Here is a 15,674-nt window from a genome sequence, read left to right on the forward strand (position 1 = left end):
TCTTATACCTCGGCGTACATGCGGCCAGGGTTGAAAATACCCTGGGGGTCGAGCTGGTTCTTCAACTGGCGCTGGTAGCGCAGCAGCGGTGCAGCCAGCGGCTGGAAAGGTTGCGCCTGGCCGGTAGCGAAGCAGGTGGCATGGCCGCCGAGTTTGGCCGTCACGCGCTGGATCAGCTCGCCATCGGCGTCCGTCTTCAGCCAGCGCTGCGCGCCGCCCCAGTCGATAAACTGGCGACCGGGCAGGTCGAGCAGACCACTGTTGGCCGGCAGCGACAGGCGCCAGAGCGTGCCGCTGGCGCTGAAGAACGGCAGGCGCTGTTCGCGCAGCTGCTGCCAGTAACCGCTGTCTATCTCTTCGCCACCGAGACGCTGGCGTGCGGCCTGTACCGAGCCCTCGCCACCTTCCAGGCGCAGGTGCAGCGCCGCGCCGTCGTGGCTGGCCGCGCTGATCGGCAGCGGCTGCTGGCCCCATTCGGCGAGCTTGTTCAGTGCATGCAGGGCGTCCACTTCCAGGCGCAGGCTGAGCACCTGGCGCGGCTTGGGCAGCACCTTGAGCGACACTTCGGCGAGCAGGCCGAGGCAGCCGAAGCTGCCGGCCATCAGGCGCGACAGATCGTAGCCGGCGACGTTCTTCATCACCTCGCCGCCGAAGCGCAGCAGCTTGCCCTGGCCGGTGATCACACGGGTGCCGAGCACCTGGTCGCGCACCGATCCGGCCCAGGGCCGGCGCGGGCCGGACAGCCCCGCAGCGACCATGCCACCGAGGGTGGCGCCATCGCCCAGATGCGGCGGCTCGCACGGCAGCATCTGGTCGTTGGCTTCCAGCGCCGCCTCGATTTCGGTGAGTGGCGTGCCGGCACGAGCGGTGAGTACCAGCTCGGTCGGGTCGTAGCTGACGATGCCACGGTGCAGCCGGGTGTCGAGCACCTCGCCGCTGGTGGCGCGGCCCAGGTGGGCCTTGCTGCCGCTGCCCTGGATGCGCAGCGGCGTGGCGCTGTTGAGCGCGTGGTTTACCTGTTCCAGCAACGCGGCGCTGGCGTCGAAATCATGCGACATCAGAAACGCTCCAGTTCCGGGAAGGGCAGTTGGCCGTGGTGCACGTGCATGGCGCCGAACTCGGCGCAGCGGTGCAGGGTGGGAATGTTCTTGCCTGGATTGAGCAGGCCGCTCGGGTCGAACGCCGCCTTCACTGCGTGGAACAGGGTGATTTCGTCGCTGTTGAACTGCGCGCACATCTGGTTGATCTTCTCGCGGCCGACGCCGTGTTCGCCGGTGATGCTACCGCCGACCTTGACGCAGAGTTCGAGGATCTTGCCGCCGATGGCCTCGGCGCGCTCCAGCTCGCCAGGCACGTTGGCATCGAAAAGAATCAACGGGTGCATGTTGCCGTCGCCGGCATGGAACACGTTGGCCACGCGCAGGCCGTACTCTTCGGACAGCTCGGCGATGCCGCGCAGCACACCAGGCAGCTCGCGGCGCGGGATGGTGCCGTCCATGCAGTAGTAATCGGGCGAGATGCGCCCGACCGCCGGGAAGGCGTTCTTGCGTCCGGCCCAGAACTTCACCCGCTCGGCCTCGTCGCGGGCCAGGCGCACTTCGGTGGCGCCGGCCTTTTCCAGCACCTCACGCACCCGCTCGCAGTCGTCGGCCACGTCGGCTTCCACGCCGTCCAGTTCGCACAGCAGGATGGCTTCGGCCTCTACCGGGTAGCCGGCGTGGATGAAGTCCTCGGCGGCGCGGATGGCCAGGTTGTCCATCATCTCCAGGCCACCAGGAATGATGCCGGCAGCGATGATGTCGCCGACCGCGCGCCCGGCCTTTTCCACCGAGTCGAAGGCCGCCAGCAGCACCTTGGCCACCTGCGGCTTGGGCAGCAGCTTGACGGTGACCTCGGTGACGATGCCGAGCATGCCCTCGGAGCCGGTGAACAGCGCCAGCAGGTCGAAACCGGGGGCGTCCAGAGCTTCGCTGCCGAGGGTCATGAACTCGCCCTCGACGGTGAGGATGTCGACCTTGAGCAGGTTGTGCACGGTCAGGCCGTACTTCAGGCAGTGCACGCCGCCGGCATTCTCGGCGACGTTGCCGCCGATGGAACAGGCGATCTGCGAGGAAGGGTCGGGGGCGTAATACAGGTCGAAGGGCGCGGCGGCCTGGGAAATCGCCAGGTTGCGTACGCCGGGCTGGACCCGGGCGAAGCGACCTTCGCGGTTGATCTCGAGAATCTGGTTGAAGCGCGCCATCACCAGCAGGATGCCCTTTTCCAGCGGCAGTGCGCCGCCGGACAGGCCGGTACCGGCGCCGCGCGCCACCACCGGCACGCCACGGGCGTGGCAGAGCTTGAGTAACTGCTGCACCTGCTCGATGCGCTCGGGCAGCACCACCAGCATCGGCGTGGTGCGGTAGGCGGACAGGCCGTCGCACTCGTAGGGCTTGAGGTCTTCCTGGGTGTGCAGGATGTCGAGGTCGGGCAGGCGCTGGCGCAACTCCGCCAGCAGGGCGGCCTTGTCGACCGTGGGTAGCGCGCCGTCGACGCGCTCGTCGTACAGAATGCTCATGGCAGGCTCAATCGTGGACGTTGTTGTTATTGGCGGTCATGCCGCGACCTTGAGCCGCATGTTTAGGCCGCCTGCATTTTTACGTCCATCCTCTTTGATGCTGGTAGGACCAGTTTCTTTCGTCAGGCTTTCACCATGGATGGGGCTAAGGTCTTATCCCGCGTGGCTTGCCTGTCGGCATCCACAGGGTCTAAGGTGGTCCTTAAAAATTGGTACGACCAGTTCTTCGGAGGTGGCGAATGGACGGGCAACAAGGCGTCGCACGGCGACAGGTCAGCGATGTGGTGGCCGAGCGTATCGAGCGGTTGATCGTGGACGGCGTGCTCAAGGTGGGGCAGCCACTGCCGTCGGAGCGGCGCCTGTGCGAGAAACTGGGTATCTCCCGTTCGGCGCTTCGTGAAGGGCTCAAGGTGCTGCGCGGTCGCGGCATCATCGACACCGCTCAGGGCCGTGATTCGCGGGTGGCCAAGCTCAGCGGCGAGCGCGACGCCAGCCCGCTGATGCACCTGTTCAACTCGCAACCGCGCACCCTGTACGACCTGCTGGAGGTGCGCGGTCTGCTCGAAGGCGAGTCGGCGCGCCTGGCTGCACTGCGCGGCACCGAGGCGGATTTCGTCCTGCTGACCCGGCGGTACGAAGAGATGCTGGCGGCCCATGCGCAGGAAAATCCGGTCGACCCGCGCGAACATGCGCGTCTCGACCACGCCTTCCACCTGGCCATCTGCGAGGCCTCGCACAACCCGGTGCTGGTGCACACCCTGCAGTCGCTGACCGACCTGATGCTCAGCACCGTGTTCGCCTCGGTGAACAACCTTTACCACCGCCCGGCGCAGAAGCGGCAGATCGATCGCCAGCATTCGCGGCTGTATCACGCGGTGATCGAGCGCTTGCCGGAACAGGCCCAGCGCGCCGCGCGCGACCACATCAACAGCATCCGCGACAACCTGCAGGAGATCGAGCAGGAAGAGCAGCGCCTGGTGCGCGCGACCATGCGTCTGGAAGGCTGGGCGTAGGGCGGGTGAAACCCGCCACAAGGGGCCGGCGGGTTGCACCCGCCCTACGTGCTTCAACGCCAAGTAGAAGCCAGAGCCGCGCCGCGACTCCCGTAGGGTGGGTTAGCGGCGCCGGGCGCTGGTGTTTCAGGCCCGGTGAAAGTCGTGCGCCGCGTAACCCACCAGGCGATGGATGGTGTTGCGCCTATGGTGGGTTACGCCGCAGCAAGCACAGCGGACATTTCAAGAGCGCACGACAGGCGGCTAACCCACCCTACGCATCGGCGTTACCTGAAGATGCTGGTCACCACTCCTTCTTCCACCACCTGCGCTTCGATCACCTTCTGGCTGCCGAGGTTGCGCACGCGGATCACCTCGCCTTCGCGGCCATTGGCCAGGGCTTCGCCGGTGGCCGACGCGGAGATACCGTCCTGGCTGGCGATGATGGTCACCTGCTGGCCGCGACGGATCAGCAGGGGCGCAGCGAGCAGATTCGGCGCGATCAACTGGCCGGCGCGCAGGCGACGCTTGGCGCCCTGGCCGATCACCTCGTCGACGCTGTTATAGAAGCCGCGTGAGGCTCTGCCGACGTTCACTTCCTGCAGTTGCAGCTGTTCGGCGGTGATGGTCTGGCCGCGTTCGATCACGCGGGCGGCATGCACGGCCGGCAGGAACACGCTGGCTTGCACCAGGGCCGTGACGCTCCAGCCGGGCGTATCGGCGCAGCTCAGGTCCAGGCGTTGACGTGACAGGGGAGAGGGATCGTCGCTGCTGACTGTCACGCTCAGCGCCTGGGTACAGGCAGGCAGGCGTTCGGCGCTATTGAGCAGGGTGATATCGAGGCTGTGGCGCTGCCCTTGCCAGGCCTGACGCCTGGCTTCCTCAGTCAGCATCTGCTGCATGTGTGCGGTCACGGCCTGGTCGATCTGGCTGGTGGCATCGGTCTCGCCGTACGCAGCGCTCAGCGGCAGCAGGGCAAGGAGGAAAAACGTCGACACCCAGGCGGAAAAGCCCTTTCCGCTTTTCCTCCAGGCCGCGCTTCGATGCGGAAGGAAGGCGACGTGGAAGTCGTCTCTATGTCTTTTAAATGCCTTTAAAATCAATGTGATACGGCTCTCTACTGGGTTGGGCACGCTTTGTGCTGAAGGCACCTGGGCACAACCTTGGGTTAAGGGTACCGGTAAATGAGTATACGGATTGATGACGTGGTGGGCCTGCATTCGCGAGCGATCGAACTGCGTATGCAGCGCAGCGAAATCCTCGCTGCCAACCTGGCCAACGAAGACACCCCGGGCTTTCTCGCCCGTGACATCGATTTTGCTGGCGAGATGCGGCAGCTCGACTCGCAGCCGGCATTCGCCGCCAGCAGCGCCGATCTCAAGTACCGCGTACCGACCCAGCCGTCGCAGGACGGCAACAGCGTCGAGCTGAGTGTGGAGCAGGCCGCGTTCTCCAAGAACAGCATGGACTTCCAGACCAGCCTGACCTTTCTCAGCATGAAATTCCGTGGCCTGAAACAGGCCATCGAGGGGCGTTGATCATGGCTTTCGACTCCATCTACCGCATCGCCGGCTCGTCGATGAACGCGCAGACCGTGCGCCTCAACACGGTGGCCAGCAACCTGGCCAACGCCGATTCGGCCGCTGCCAGCGCCGAGGACGTGTACCAGGCACGCAAGCCGGTGTTCGCGGCCGTCTACAACAACGACCAGCTGACCCGCAGCGTGGGCATGGGCGGCGCCCATGTGCAGGTGCTCGATGTGGTCACTGCCGGTCGTGAACCGGTGCGCCGCTATGAGCCGGACAATCCCCTGGCCGATGACCAGGGCTACGTGTTCTACGCCGACATCGATCAGATCGAAGAGATGACCGACATGATGTCGGCCACCCGCAGCTTCGAGACCAGCGTCGAAGTGCTCAATCGCCTGAAAAGCATGCAGCAGGGCCTGCTCAAGCTCGGAGAATCCTGATGACCACGGTCAGTAATAACAGCCAGAACAATCCCGCTTACAGCATCGACGAGGCGGTGAAGCAGTCGGTCAACGTCAGCGACGCGACCCAGCTGGAAAACAACTTTCTCACCCTGATGGTCGCGCAGATCCAGAACCAGGACCCGACCAAACCGGTGGACAGCACTGAGTTCCTCAATCAGTTCGCCGCCATGAGCCAGGTCAAGAGCCTGGAAAACATGGCCTCGCTGAGCAAGAGCAACCTGGTGCTGCTGGACAACCTGCAGACCCTCACCGCCGCTGGCCTGGTCGGCCAGGAAGTGAAGGTGGCGACCGAGCAACTGGAGCTGGGTGCGGACAAGGTCAAGGGTGAGATCAACCTGGAGCATGCCGCCGGCACGCTGGCCCTGGTGGTCACCGACAGCAATGGCGTGAAGAAGGAAATCGCGCTTGGCAGCCAGGCGCCGGGGCGCGTGCCCTTCGAGCTGGACCCCGAGGCTCTTGGCCTGGCGCCGGGCAGCTACAAGGTCGAGGTCAAGAGCGACAGCGGCGAGTACCCCAAGGTCGAGGTGGCCGGCCGCGTCACCCAGGTACGCGTCAGCGCCGAAGGCCCGGTGCTGGAAGTCGTCGGCGTTGGCACCGTGCCCTTCTACAACATCACCGAATTCGGCCAGACGCAGACCGCCGGTCTGCTCTGAACCCTCCTACTCGTTCAATTCAAAGGTCCAGTCGCCATGAGTTTCAACATCGCCATGACCGGCCTCAGCGCCGTCAACGAACAGCTCAACACCATCAGCCACAACATCGCCAACGCCGGCACCACCGGCTTCAAGTCCTCGCGTACCGAGTTCGGCAGCATCTACGCCGACAGCCAGGCGATGGGCGTGGAAGTGCTGGCCACCACCCAGAGCATCAGCCAGGGCGGGTCCCTGGTGACCACCGGGCGCAGCCTGGACCTGGCCATCTCCGGCGGTGGCTTCTTCGTCACCCGTGATACCAATGGCGACCTGAGCTACACCCGCGCCGGCGTGTTCGGCGCCGACAAGGACAACAACATCGTCAACGCTGCCGGGCAGACCCTGCAGGGTTATCCAGTGGACGCCGCCGGCAACCTGCTGGTCGGCGCCATGGGCGACCTGCAACTGCAGAACGCCAACCTGCCGGCCCGCGCCACCGATACCCTGGCCTTCGTCATGAACCTGGACTCCAACCAGACCGTGCCGGCCACTGCACCGTTCGACCCGGCGGACGTGAATACCTACAACTCCACCTACACCACCAAGGTGTTCGACTCCCAGGGCAAGGAACACACCCTGACCCAGTACTTCGTGAAGACTGGCGCCAACACCTGGGATGCCCACTACTACCAGGGCAACACCGCTGTCGGCGGCCCGCAGGCACTGACTTTCGGCACCAACGGCACGCTCACCGCGCCGGTTGGCCCGGTCAACGTCGGCTTCGCCCTGCCGGGCGTCGACCCGATGAACATCGCCATCGACTACAGCAACTCCAGCCAGTACGGCTCCGACTTCGTCGTCACCAGCAACCGCGCCAGCGGCTATGCCGCAGGCGAGCAGACCGGTCTGGCGGTGGAGAAGGACGGCATGGTCTACGCCAACTACAGCAACGGCCAGCGCATGCTCCAGGGCCAGGTGGCGCTGGCCACCTTCGCCAATGCCGGCGGCCTGAAGAACATCAGCGGCACCGCCTGGGTGGAGACCGCCGATTCCGGCGCTGCACTGATCGGCGTGCCGGGTGTCGGTCCGTTCGGCGAGCTGGTGGCCGGTTCGCTGGAGAACTCCAACGTCGACCTGACCCAGCAACTGGTCGGTTTGATGGAGGGCCAGCGCAACTACCAGGCCAACACCAAGGTGCTGACCACCAACAAGGAACTCACCCAAGTGCTGTTCGGCGCGATCTGAGGCTGACCCATGGACCGTCTCGGTTATACCGCAATGACTGCCGCCAGCCGCACCATGAGCTCGCTCACGGTGCGCGCCAACAACCTGGCCAACGTCAACACACCCGGCTTTCGTGCCGACCTGGAGCAAGCCCAGGCCGTCGCCGTGGAAGGCTACGGCTACGACAGCCGGCACCTGGTGCGGGTGAAGAACAACGGCGTCAACCTCGCCCCCGGTGAGTTGATGGCGACCGGCCGTGATCTCGACGTGGCGATCCAGGGCCGTGGCCTGTTCACCGTCGAAGGTGATGGCGGCGCTGAGCGCTACACGCGCAACGGCGCGCTGCAGGTCGATGCCGAGCTGCGCCTGACCCTGAACGGCCGCGCCGTGCTGGGCGAGGGCGGCCCCATCGTGCTGCCCGAGTACGACAGCCTGCACATTGGTCGTGACGGCACTGTTTCGGTGATCCCGCGTGGTGATTTCGTAACCGCCGAGGTTGATCGCATCCGCGTGGTGGATGTCGACGCCGCCGACCTGACCAAGGATGCCAGCGGCCTGCTGGCGCGCACCGACGGTCAGCCGGCCGAGGACATGGAAACGCCGGTGCTGGTCTCCGGTTACCTGGAGGCCAGCAACGTCGGCGCCATCGATCAGTTGGTGGCGACCATGAGCCTGAACCGCCTGTTCGAGACCCAGGTGAAGATGATGAAGGCCGCCGAGGACCTGTCCGAAGCCGGCAACCGGATGATTCGCGGTTCGTAGGGCCGTAGGGTGGGCTTCAGCCCACCATTGCACGGTAGTCAGGTGGGCTGAAGCCCACCCTACACACTGAAGCCCGGTCCACACCTCCGGTGTGACGGAACACGACGATTTCCCCGGATTGCATCCGGGCTACAGGTATAGAGGAGACACGACATGAGTTCCGCACTTTGGGTCAGCAAGACCGGCCTGGCTGCTCAGGACAAGGCCATGAGCGCCGTGGCCAACAACCTGGCCAACGTCAACACCAATGGCTTCAAGAGCGACCGCGTGGTGTTCGAGGACCTGTTCTACGCCATTGAACTGCAGCCGGGTGCGCAGGCCGATGAGGTCAACACCGTGCCTTCGGGCATCCAGCTTGGCAGCGGTGTGCGCGTGGCCGGCACGCAGAAGGTGTTCACCGAAGGCAGCATCCAGACCACCGGCCAGCCGATGGATCTGGCCATCATCGGCGCCGGCTTCTTCCAGGTGGAAGCGCCCAACGGCGACATCTACTACACCGAGAACGGCCAACTGCAGCTCAATGCCGAAGGCATGATCGTCAACTCCCAGGGCCTGCCGCTGACGCCGGCCATCGAAGTGCCGGCCGGTAGCAGCCGCTTCACCGTGGGCAGCGACGGCATCGTCACCGCCGTGCTGGCCGGCGATACCCTGCCTTCGGAGCTGGGCCAGATCACCCTGGTCAGCTTCACCAATCCGAGTGGCCTCGAAGCGCTCGGCGGCAACCTCTACCGCGAAACCGTGGCCAGCGGCGAGCCGGTCGAGGGCGTGCCCGGCGAAGAAGGCCTGGGCAACCTCAAGCAGGGCGTGCTGGAAGGCTCCAACGTGCAGGTGGTCGAGGCGATGGTGGCGATGATCTCCATCCAGCGCGCCTACGAGGCCAACGCCAAGGTGCTCGACGCCGCGTCGGGCATGCAGCAGTTCCTCAACCAGACCGTGTGATTGCCATGAAGCGCCTGATCCCGCTCGCCCTGCTCCTGACCCTGGGTGGCTGCGCCAGCTTCAACGAGATGCTGCCCGACGAAGACTCGAGCCAGTACGAACCCTTGCAACTGGACTACAGCGTGCCACCGAGCACCGGTGGCGGGCTGTTTCGCAGCGGCTACAGCGGTTCGCTGACCGGCGACAAGCGTGCGGTGCGGGTCGGCGACATCCTCACCGTGGTACTCGACGAGTCCACCCAGTCGAGCAAAAGTGCCGGCACCAGCTTCGGCAAAAGCTCGGGCGTGTCCGTCGGTATTCCCACGGTGCTGGGCAATACCTACGACCGTCTGGAAAGCTCCGCCGAGGCCGAGCGCGACTTCAATGGCTCGGCGCGCAGTTCGCAGCAGAACACCCTGCGCGGCTCCATCGCGGTGACCGTGCATCAGGTGCTGCCCAACGGCACGCTGCTGATCAAGGGCGAGAAGGCCCTGCGCCTGAACCAGGGCGACGAATACATCCGCCTGGTCGGCCTGGTGCGCATGGACGACATCAACCGCACCAACCAGGTGTCCTCGCAGAACGTGGCCAACGCGCGCATCTCGTACGCCGGGCGCGGCGTGCTCAGCGACAGCAATTCGGCCGGTTGGCTGACGCGCTTCTTCACCAGCCCGCTGTTCCCGCTCTGAGGCCCAGACCATGATCAAACGTATTCTCGTCGCCTGTGTCCTGAGCTGGCCACTATTGGCCAAGGCCGTGCCGCTGATGGACCTGGTGGACATCGAAGGCATTCGCGGCAACCAGCTGATCGGCTATGGCCTGGTGGTAGGCCTCGACGGCACCGGCGACAAGAACCAGGTGCGCTTCACCAGCCAGTCGGTGGCGAACATGATCAAGCAGTTCGGCATCAACCTGCCGCCGAACGTCGATCCCAAGCTGAAGAACGTCGCGGCGGTAACCGTGACCGCAGAAATTCCGCCGTCCTACAGCCCGGGGCAGACCGTGGATATCACCGTCGCCTCGCTGGGCGATGCCAAGAGCCTGCGTGGCGGCCAGTTGCTGATGACCCCGCTGCAGGGCGTCGACGGTGAAACCTATGCCCTGGCCCAGGGTGCCATCGTCGTTGGCGGCCTCAATGCCACTGGGCAGAGCGGCTCCAGCGTGGCGATCAACTCCGCCAACAGTGGCCGTGTACCCAATGGCGCCACCGTCGAGCGCATGATCCCCAGCGACTTCAGCACCCGCGACGACGTCATGCTCAACCTGCGCCAGCCCAGCTTCCAGACCGCCGCGCGGGTGGTCGAAGCGGTCAACGGCCGCTTCGGCAGCGGCACCGCCAGCGCCCTGAACTCGACCAAGATTTCCATTCGCGCACCCATTACCAGCACCCAGCGCATCGGCTTCATGGCCATGCTCGAAGGCCTGGAAGTGGAAGAGGGCCGCGAACGGCCGCGTGTGGTGTTCAACAGCCGCACCGGCACCGTGGTGGTTGGCCAGGGCGTACGCGTCAAGGCCGCCGCCGTGGCCCATGGCACGCTGACCGTGACCATCAGCGAGAACCCCCAGGTCAGTCAGCCCAATGCCTTCTCCGGTGGCCAGACCGCCGTGGTGCCGCGCTCCGATGTGGCCGTCAGCCAGGACAAGAACGCCATGTTCAAGTGGCCCGACGGCGCCAGCCTGGACAGCATCATCAACACCGTGAACAGCCTCGGCGCCACCCCGGACGATGTCATGAGCATCCTCCAGGCGCTGGAACAGGCCGGTGCCCTCAACGCTGAACTGATCGTGATCTGAGCCATGAGCATCGTATCCCTCGCCCAACACATGAACAGCCGCCGTGGCAGCGCCGATGGCATCGGCACTGCTCGTGAGCAGCAGTTGCAGGCCGCGGCCGAGCAGTTCGAGGCGCTGTTCCTGCAACAGATCCTCAAGCAGATGCGCAAGGCCAGCGACGTGCTCGCCGAAGGCAACCCGATGCGCAGTCGCGAGATGGACACCATGCGCGACTTCTACGACGAGGTGCTGGCCGAGACCCTGGCCGGGCGTAAACAGACCGGCATCGCCGACATGCTGGTCAAGCAGCTCTCCGGCGGTGGCGATGGCGCAGTGGATCTGGACGCGGCCGCCGCCACTGCCCGTTCGGCGGAACTGCCGCAGCGTGCTTCCAGTAGCCTGCTGGAGCCGCTGCGCGCGACCTGGCAGCGCGGCGTCGATGAGCTGGGCAAGGCCTGGGACAAGGGCTCGGCAGGCTTTCTTGCGCTGGTCGATCGCGTCATCCAGCAGGAGTCTGCCGGTCGTGTCGACGCTGTATCGCCCAAGGGTGCACGCGGTCTGATGCAGCTGATGCCGGACACTGCGCGGGAGATGGCCGCCGAACTCGGTCTGCCGTTCAGCGAAGCGCGCCTGACCAGCGATGCCGACTACAACAAACGCCTGGGCAGCGCCTACCTCGACAAGATGCTGCAGCGTTACGACGGCCATCAGGCGCTGGCGCTGGCTGCCTATAACGCCGGCCCTGGCCGCGTCGACGAATGGCTGAAGGTCAACGGCGATCCGCGCAGTGGCGAGATCGCCACTGGTGCCTGGATCGAGCGCATTCCCTTCCAGGAAACCCGCGATTACACACGCAAGATTCTCGGCGATCTGGCCAGCCGCGAAACGCCAGTCAAGAACGAAGTACAGCAGCAGACCTCGCTCAGTGCGCAGACCCGCCAGCAACTGGCCAGTGCGCTGAGTGCCGACAGTGGCCTGTTGCTCGGTGCTGTTGCCAGCAAGCAGGTGCTGACGCGCGACGGATTTAAGTCCACCGCAGATTCCGTCGCCCTGTCTTCAGTAACAGCCCAATCCGCTGCCGACGATGCCCGTGCGCCGCGTCTGGCGGCCTTCGCTCAGCCGATGCGCTTCGAGCGTCAGGAGTCCTAAGTCGTGAGCATCCTCAACCAGATCGCCTACAGCGGTGTGCGTGCCAGCCAGGTGGCCCTGGCCACTACCGGGCAGAACATCGCCAACGTCAATACGCCCGGTTTCAGCCGCTTGCAGACCATCACCGGGTCGCTGGCCGGGCAGGGTGGCTTGAGCGTCGGCGGCGGTGTCGAGGTGATCAGCATTCGCCGCATGACCAACGAATTTCACAACCAGCAGTTGTGGCGCGCGACCACCGAGGAGAACTTCTACGGTGCCTCGCAGCAGTACCTGACCGCGCTGGAAGCGCTGATGTCCGGCACCGGTTCGAGCATCAGCGCCGGCCTCGACCAGTTCTTCGCCGCGCTCAGTGAAGCCAGTGCCACGCCGGGCTCCATTGCCTTGCGTCAGCAGATCATCAGTGAGGCCGGCAACCTGGCGCAGCGCTTCAACGGCCTGAGCAGCAACATCGATGCGCAGGTCAAGGCGCTGCAGGAACAGCGCACCGCCATGGCCACCGAGATCAACGGCCTGACCGAGAACATCGCGCTGCTGAACAAGAAGATCGTCGAGACCGAGTCGGTCAAGGGTGACAGCACCGCACTGCGTGATCACCGTGAAAGCCTGATCGGCGAACTCAGCCAGTTCGCCAAGCTGCGCGTCAACGAGACCCCGGACGGCTCGGTCAGCGTCGCCCTGGCCAACGGTCAGCCGCTGGTGGCCGGTCCGACCGCCGGCCAGCTCAAGGTGGCGATGACCGCCACGGGTGAGCAGGAAGTCAGCCTGGCCTTCGCCGGCACCAGCTTCCCGCTGCGTCAGGATGGTTTCGGCGGCGCGTTCGGCGGCCTCTACGATGTCGAGTACAACAGCCTGCGGCCGAATCTGGACGCCCTGCACGACATGGCCAGCCAGCTGGCGCAGATGGTCAACGACGTGCTCGCCACAGGCTTCGATCTCAACGGCAACCCCGGCCAGCCGCTGTTCGTCTATGACCCCGCCAGCACCACCGCCTTGCTGCGTATCGAACCGCTGACCGCCGAACAGCTGGCGTTCTCTTCGGTGGCGGGGGAGACCGGCAACAACGAAGTGCTGCTGGATCTGCTCGACCTGAAGAACCAGACCATTACCCTGGACGGCAGCCAGGTCACCCTCAACGATGCCTACGCCGGCCTGCTTGGCAGGGTCGCCAGCGACAGTCGGCAGAACCAGGCTGACTTCAAGTCCGCTACCGCCGTGACCCAGCAGGCGCAGTCGCAGCGCGACAGCGTCAGCGCCGTGAGCCTGGACGAGGAGGCGGTCAACCTGATGACCTACCAGCAGGCCTACCAGGCCAACATGAAGGTGATCAACACCGCCAACCAGTTGTTCGACGACATGCTTGCCGCGTTCTGAAGCGGCTTTTAGAGAGATTCAGCCATGATGCGCATCACCAATTCGCAGATCACCTCGCTGATGCACAACTCGATGAACAGCAGTTCTGCCGAGTTGGGCAAGCTGATGCAGCAGATGGCCACCGGCAAGCGCATCCTGCTGCCGTCCGACGACCCCATCGCCAGCGTGCGCGTGCTGCGTGTCGAGCGTGAGGAAGCGAGCCTGGAGCAGTTCCGCAAGAACATCGCCAACGTCTCCGGCAGCCTCTCGACTCAGGAAGCCAACCTCAAGTCCACTTCCGACGCGATGCTCAACGTGCGCGATCTGCTGCTGTGGGCGGCCAACGGCTCCAACACCAGCGAAGACCTGGCTGCCATGGCCGGTGAGCTGTCGATTATCGAAGACACCATCTTCAGCTTCGCCAACGTGCGTGACGAGGAGGGGCGCTATCTGTTCTCCGGCACCCTCAGTGACACCCCGGCGCTGGGTTTCGATGCGGCCACCCAGACCTACAGCATCACCGGCAACGACAAGCACCGTCAGGCCGCCGTGGCCAACGGCGTGCTGGTCGACGAGAACGTCACGGCGGCCAGCGTCTTCGGCGCCGGGGTGGGCATGCTCAATGAGCTGCGTGGCCTGATCAACACCCTGCAGGACCCGGCGCTGGACGCCACCGATCCGGCCGTTCGCCAGCAGATCACCGACACCCTCGGCGCCCTGGATGACGCTCATGGGCGCGTCATGGGCTCGATCACCGACCTCGGTGGTCGGCAGAACGCACTGACCCTTCTGACCGACAGCAACGAGGATGTGTCGCTGGTCAACCAGAAGATCGAAGGCGAGCTGTCGCAGCTGGACTATGCTGGCGCCACCATCGACCTGAACAACTACCAGCTGGCGCTCGGCGCGACGCAGAAGACGTATCTGAAGATCAACGAGATGTCGTTGTTCAGCCTGCTGTAAGGAGCCTGCGGTGATCAAGGTCGATACACAGCTCCCGGTCGTCACGGCGCTCGATCCGCAGGCCCGCCGCCCGGTGCAAGGCGAGCAGCCCGTGCAGCGCCAGCGCAAGCAGTTGCCTGCTGAGCCTGCGTCACCGCCGCGTGGCAAGAGTGCCACTTTCAATCTGCAGCTCAACCAGCAGTTGACCTCGATGCAGGCGGCCGACAGTTACCTCGGCGAACTGGCCGGGCGACTCGGTCAGCTCAAGCTCAGTCTCAGCCGCGAGCTGAGCAATGCCCAGGCCGGTGAGCGCGACGGCATCAAGCGTGAGCTGGAACAGGTACGCAAGCTGCTCGCCGAACGCAGCCAGCGCTCCGGCGAAGCGCTGGATGCCAGCTTCAAGTTGCGTCTCAGCGAGCCGGTGCGCAGCCGCTTCAGCCTGCAAGGGCTGGACTCCATTGCAGCGGTGCAGCAGGCCGGCAAGGAAACCCTGCTGTTCAGCGCCGGACGCAAGCTGGCCGAGCCGCTGGCGGTGGTGCTCGACGAGGGCCTGAGCGAGCAACAGATTCTCCGTCGTTTCAACGCCGGTCTCGGTCCGGCGGGCATCCGCGCTGAAGTCGATAATGGCGGGGCGCTGAAATTCAGCGCCCGCGAGAGTGACTGGCAGCAGCTCAAGGGCGAGCTGCGCGTGCAGGGTGAAGGCAAGCTGGCGAGCCAGGCTCAAGCGGCCGTGGTCAGCCACGAGGAGCAGATGTTGCGCCTGCCCGACGCCGCGCGCCTCGATGGTGCCCGCGAACTACGTCGGGCACTGGACGAAGTGGTAGCGGCGCTGGACCGGATCGGCACGCTGCGTGAGCAACTCAGCCATCGTCAGGAAGAAATTCGCGAGTTTCTCGCCCGTCATGCCGATCACAACGAGCGTGAATGGGCCAAGGAGTTTGCCGGCGAAGTGTTCAGCCTGATGCGTCGCAGCCCCAGCAGCTACGCGGCGGTGACCCAGACCGTGGTCGCCCAGGCCAATATCAGCCGTTCCAGCGTGGTCAGTCTGTTGTCCTGATCGCTTGCCTCTCCTCAGTCGTCGGTCGCCCTCCCCCTTTTTTGGCGACTGACGGCTTTTTTTTTGGTTCTTCGCATAGCTTGGGGAACGTCCGGGTTGACACTGGACTGGCAATTACGTGTCAGCTGTACATGACTTGGCACTCTCCGTTAGCGAGATCGTCTGATCTGATGGGTTTCGCCCCTTACGGGCGACTCACTTTCTTTGCTTGTGCAAAGAAAGTAAGCAAAGAAACACACCCCTGCATACGGCCCCGGCTGCGCCGGGGTTCCCTCGCTCCATCACCGCTCCAGGGGCCCGCTGCGAAGGGCCATCCATGGCCCAT

General features: G+C 64.9%; 16 protein-coding genes. 13 read left to right on the forward strand and 3 right to left on the reverse strand.

Going from position 1 to position 15,674, the window contains the following annotated elements:
• Positions 1–2 precede the first annotated feature (2 nt).
• Positions 3–1,058, reverse strand: coding sequence for a glycolate oxidase subunit GlcE (glcE, locus tag INS93_RS23785; protein ID WP_192985779.1), 1,056 nt, complete (start codon positions 1,056–1,058; stop codon positions 3–5).
• Positions 1,058–2,557, reverse strand: a complete 1,500-nt coding sequence (gene glcD, locus INS93_RS23790; protein ID WP_160016935.1) for a glycolate oxidase subunit GlcD — start codon at positions 2,555–2,557, stop codon at positions 1,058–1,060. Before glcD ends, glcE begins: the two co-directional genes overlap by 1 nt.
• A gap of 239 nt (positions 2,558–2,796) precedes the next feature.
• Here glcD and glcC point away from each other — a divergent pair, with 239 nt between their 5' ends.
• On the forward strand, positions 2,797–3,570 hold the full coding sequence (glcC, locus tag INS93_RS23795; RefSeq protein ID WP_072423634.1) for a transcriptional regulator GlcC: 774 nt from the start codon (positions 2,797–2,799) through the stop codon (positions 3,568–3,570).
• 266 nt (positions 3,571–3,836) lie between these two features.
• Here glcC and flgA read toward each other — a convergent pair whose 3' ends face one another.
• Positions 3,837–4,547 (reverse strand): flagellar basal body P-ring formation chaperone FlgA, encoded by a 711-nt coding sequence (gene flgA / locus INS93_RS23800; RefSeq protein ID WP_319017572.1) that lies wholly within the window; start codon positions 4,545–4,547, stop codon positions 3,837–3,839.
• A gap of 186 nt (positions 4,548–4,733) precedes the next feature.
• On the opposite strand from flgA, the gene flgB reads away from it, so the two are divergent.
• The 12 genes from flgB (at position 4,734) to INS93_RS23860 (ending at position 15,349) form a co-directional block, all read left to right on the forward strand.
• Positions 4,734–5,087, forward strand: a complete 354-nt coding sequence (gene flgB, locus INS93_RS23805; protein ID WP_160016934.1) for a flagellar basal body rod protein FlgB — start codon at positions 4,734–4,736, stop codon at positions 5,085–5,087.
• A gap of 2 nt (positions 5,088–5,089) precedes the next feature.
• Positions 5,090–5,518, forward strand: coding sequence for a flagellar basal body rod protein FlgC (gene flgC / locus INS93_RS23810; protein WP_179543345.1), 429 nt, complete (start codon positions 5,090–5,092; stop codon positions 5,516–5,518).
• Complete coding sequence (gene flgD / locus INS93_RS23815; RefSeq protein ID WP_160016932.1) at positions 5,518–6,195, forward strand: flagellar hook assembly protein FlgD; 678 nt, start codon at positions 5,518–5,520, stop codon at positions 6,193–6,195. The genes flgC and flgD overlap by 1 nt, the downstream gene beginning before the upstream one ends.
• Positions 6,196–6,231: 36 nt before the next feature.
• Positions 6,232–7,419, forward strand: coding sequence for a flagellar hook protein FlgE (flgE, locus tag INS93_RS23820; RefSeq protein ID WP_160016931.1), 1,188 nt, complete (start codon positions 6,232–6,234; stop codon positions 7,417–7,419).
• A gap of 9 nt (positions 7,420–7,428) precedes the next feature.
• The gene (locus INS93_RS23825; RefSeq protein ID WP_160016930.1) at positions 7,429–8,160 is read left to right on the forward strand and encodes a flagellar basal body rod protein FlgF; all 732 of its coding nucleotides are present in this window, start codon (positions 7,429–7,431) and stop codon (positions 8,158–8,160) included.
• Between the two features lie 153 nt (positions 8,161–8,313).
• Complete coding sequence (flgG, locus tag INS93_RS23830) at positions 8,314–9,099, forward strand: flagellar basal-body rod protein FlgG (RefSeq protein ID WP_072423629.1); 786 nt, start codon at positions 8,314–8,316, stop codon at positions 9,097–9,099.
• A 5-nt stretch (positions 9,100–9,104) separates the two neighbouring features.
• Complete coding sequence (flgH, locus tag INS93_RS23835) at positions 9,105–9,767, forward strand: flagellar basal body L-ring protein FlgH (RefSeq protein WP_192985780.1); 663 nt, start codon at positions 9,105–9,107, stop codon at positions 9,765–9,767.
• Between the two features lie 10 nt (positions 9,768–9,777).
• Positions 9,778–10,872: a flagellar basal body P-ring protein FlgI gene (locus INS93_RS23840; RefSeq protein WP_160016928.1), complete on the forward strand. Its 1,095-nt coding sequence runs from the start codon at positions 9,778–9,780 to the stop codon at positions 10,870–10,872.
• Positions 10,873–10,875: 3 nt separating this feature from the next.
• A complete protein-coding gene (locus INS93_RS23845; RefSeq protein ID WP_192985781.1) occupies positions 10,876–12,000 on the forward strand; it encodes a transglycosylase SLT domain-containing protein in 1,125 nt (374 codons plus the stop codon).
• Between the two features lie 3 nt (positions 12,001–12,003).
• Complete coding sequence (flgK, locus tag INS93_RS23850) at positions 12,004–13,371, forward strand: flagellar hook-associated protein FlgK (RefSeq protein ID WP_160016926.1); 1,368 nt, start codon at positions 12,004–12,006, stop codon at positions 13,369–13,371.
• Between the two features lie 24 nt (positions 13,372–13,395).
• Positions 13,396–14,313 (forward strand): flagellar hook-associated protein FlgL, encoded by a 918-nt coding sequence (gene flgL / locus INS93_RS23855; protein WP_196474207.1) that lies wholly within the window; start codon positions 13,396–13,398, stop codon positions 14,311–14,313.
• Positions 14,314–14,326: 13 nt separating this feature from the next.
• Entirely contained in the window at positions 14,327–15,349 is a 1,023-nt protein-coding gene (locus INS93_RS23860) for a hypothetical protein (RefSeq protein WP_192985785.1), read from the forward strand.
• Positions 15,350–15,674 lie beyond the last annotated feature (325 nt).

The organism is Pseudomonas sp. EggHat1 (assembly GCF_014892995.1).
In the GTDB taxonomy this organism is placed as follows: Bacteria; Pseudomonadota; Gammaproteobacteria; order Pseudomonadales; family Pseudomonadaceae; genus Aquipseudomonas; species Aquipseudomonas chaetocerotis.

Excerpts from the sequence above, each read along its gene's own strand:
- glcE (WP_192985779.1), bottom strand. The coding sequence starts at position 1,058 with ATGTCGCATGATTTCGACGCCAGCGCCGCGTTGCTGGAACAGGTAAAC.
- glcD (WP_160016935.1), bottom strand. The coding sequence starts at position 2,557 with ATGAGCATTCTGTACGACGAGCGCGTCGACGGCGCGCTACCCACGGTC.
- glcC (WP_072423634.1), top strand. The coding sequence starts at position 2,797 with ATGGACGGGCAACAAGGCGTCGCACGGCGACAGGTCAGCGATGTGGTG.
- flgB (WP_160016934.1), top strand. The coding sequence starts at position 4,734 with ATGAGTATACGGATTGATGACGTGGTGGGCCTGCATTCGCGAGCGATC.
- flgC (WP_179543345.1), top strand. The coding sequence starts at position 5,090 with ATGGCTTTCGACTCCATCTACCGCATCGCCGGCTCGTCGATGAACGCG.
- flgD (WP_160016932.1), top strand. The coding sequence starts at position 5,518 with ATGACCACGGTCAGTAATAACAGCCAGAACAATCCCGCTTACAGCATC.
- flgE (WP_160016931.1), top strand. The coding sequence starts at position 6,232 with ATGAGTTTCAACATCGCCATGACCGGCCTCAGCGCCGTCAACGAACAG.
- INS93_RS23825 (WP_160016930.1), top strand. The coding sequence starts at position 7,429 with ATGGACCGTCTCGGTTATACCGCAATGACTGCCGCCAGCCGCACCATG.
- flgG (WP_072423629.1), top strand. The coding sequence starts at position 8,314 with ATGAGTTCCGCACTTTGGGTCAGCAAGACCGGCCTGGCTGCTCAGGAC.
- flgH (WP_192985780.1), top strand. The coding sequence starts at position 9,105 with ATGAAGCGCCTGATCCCGCTCGCCCTGCTCCTGACCCTGGGTGGCTGC.
- INS93_RS23840 (WP_160016928.1), top strand. The coding sequence starts at position 9,778 with ATGATCAAACGTATTCTCGTCGCCTGTGTCCTGAGCTGGCCACTATTG.
- INS93_RS23845 (WP_192985781.1), top strand. The coding sequence starts at position 10,876 with ATGAGCATCGTATCCCTCGCCCAACACATGAACAGCCGCCGTGGCAGC.
- flgL (WP_196474207.1), top strand. The coding sequence starts at position 13,396 with ATGATGCGCATCACCAATTCGCAGATCACCTCGCTGATGCACAACTCG.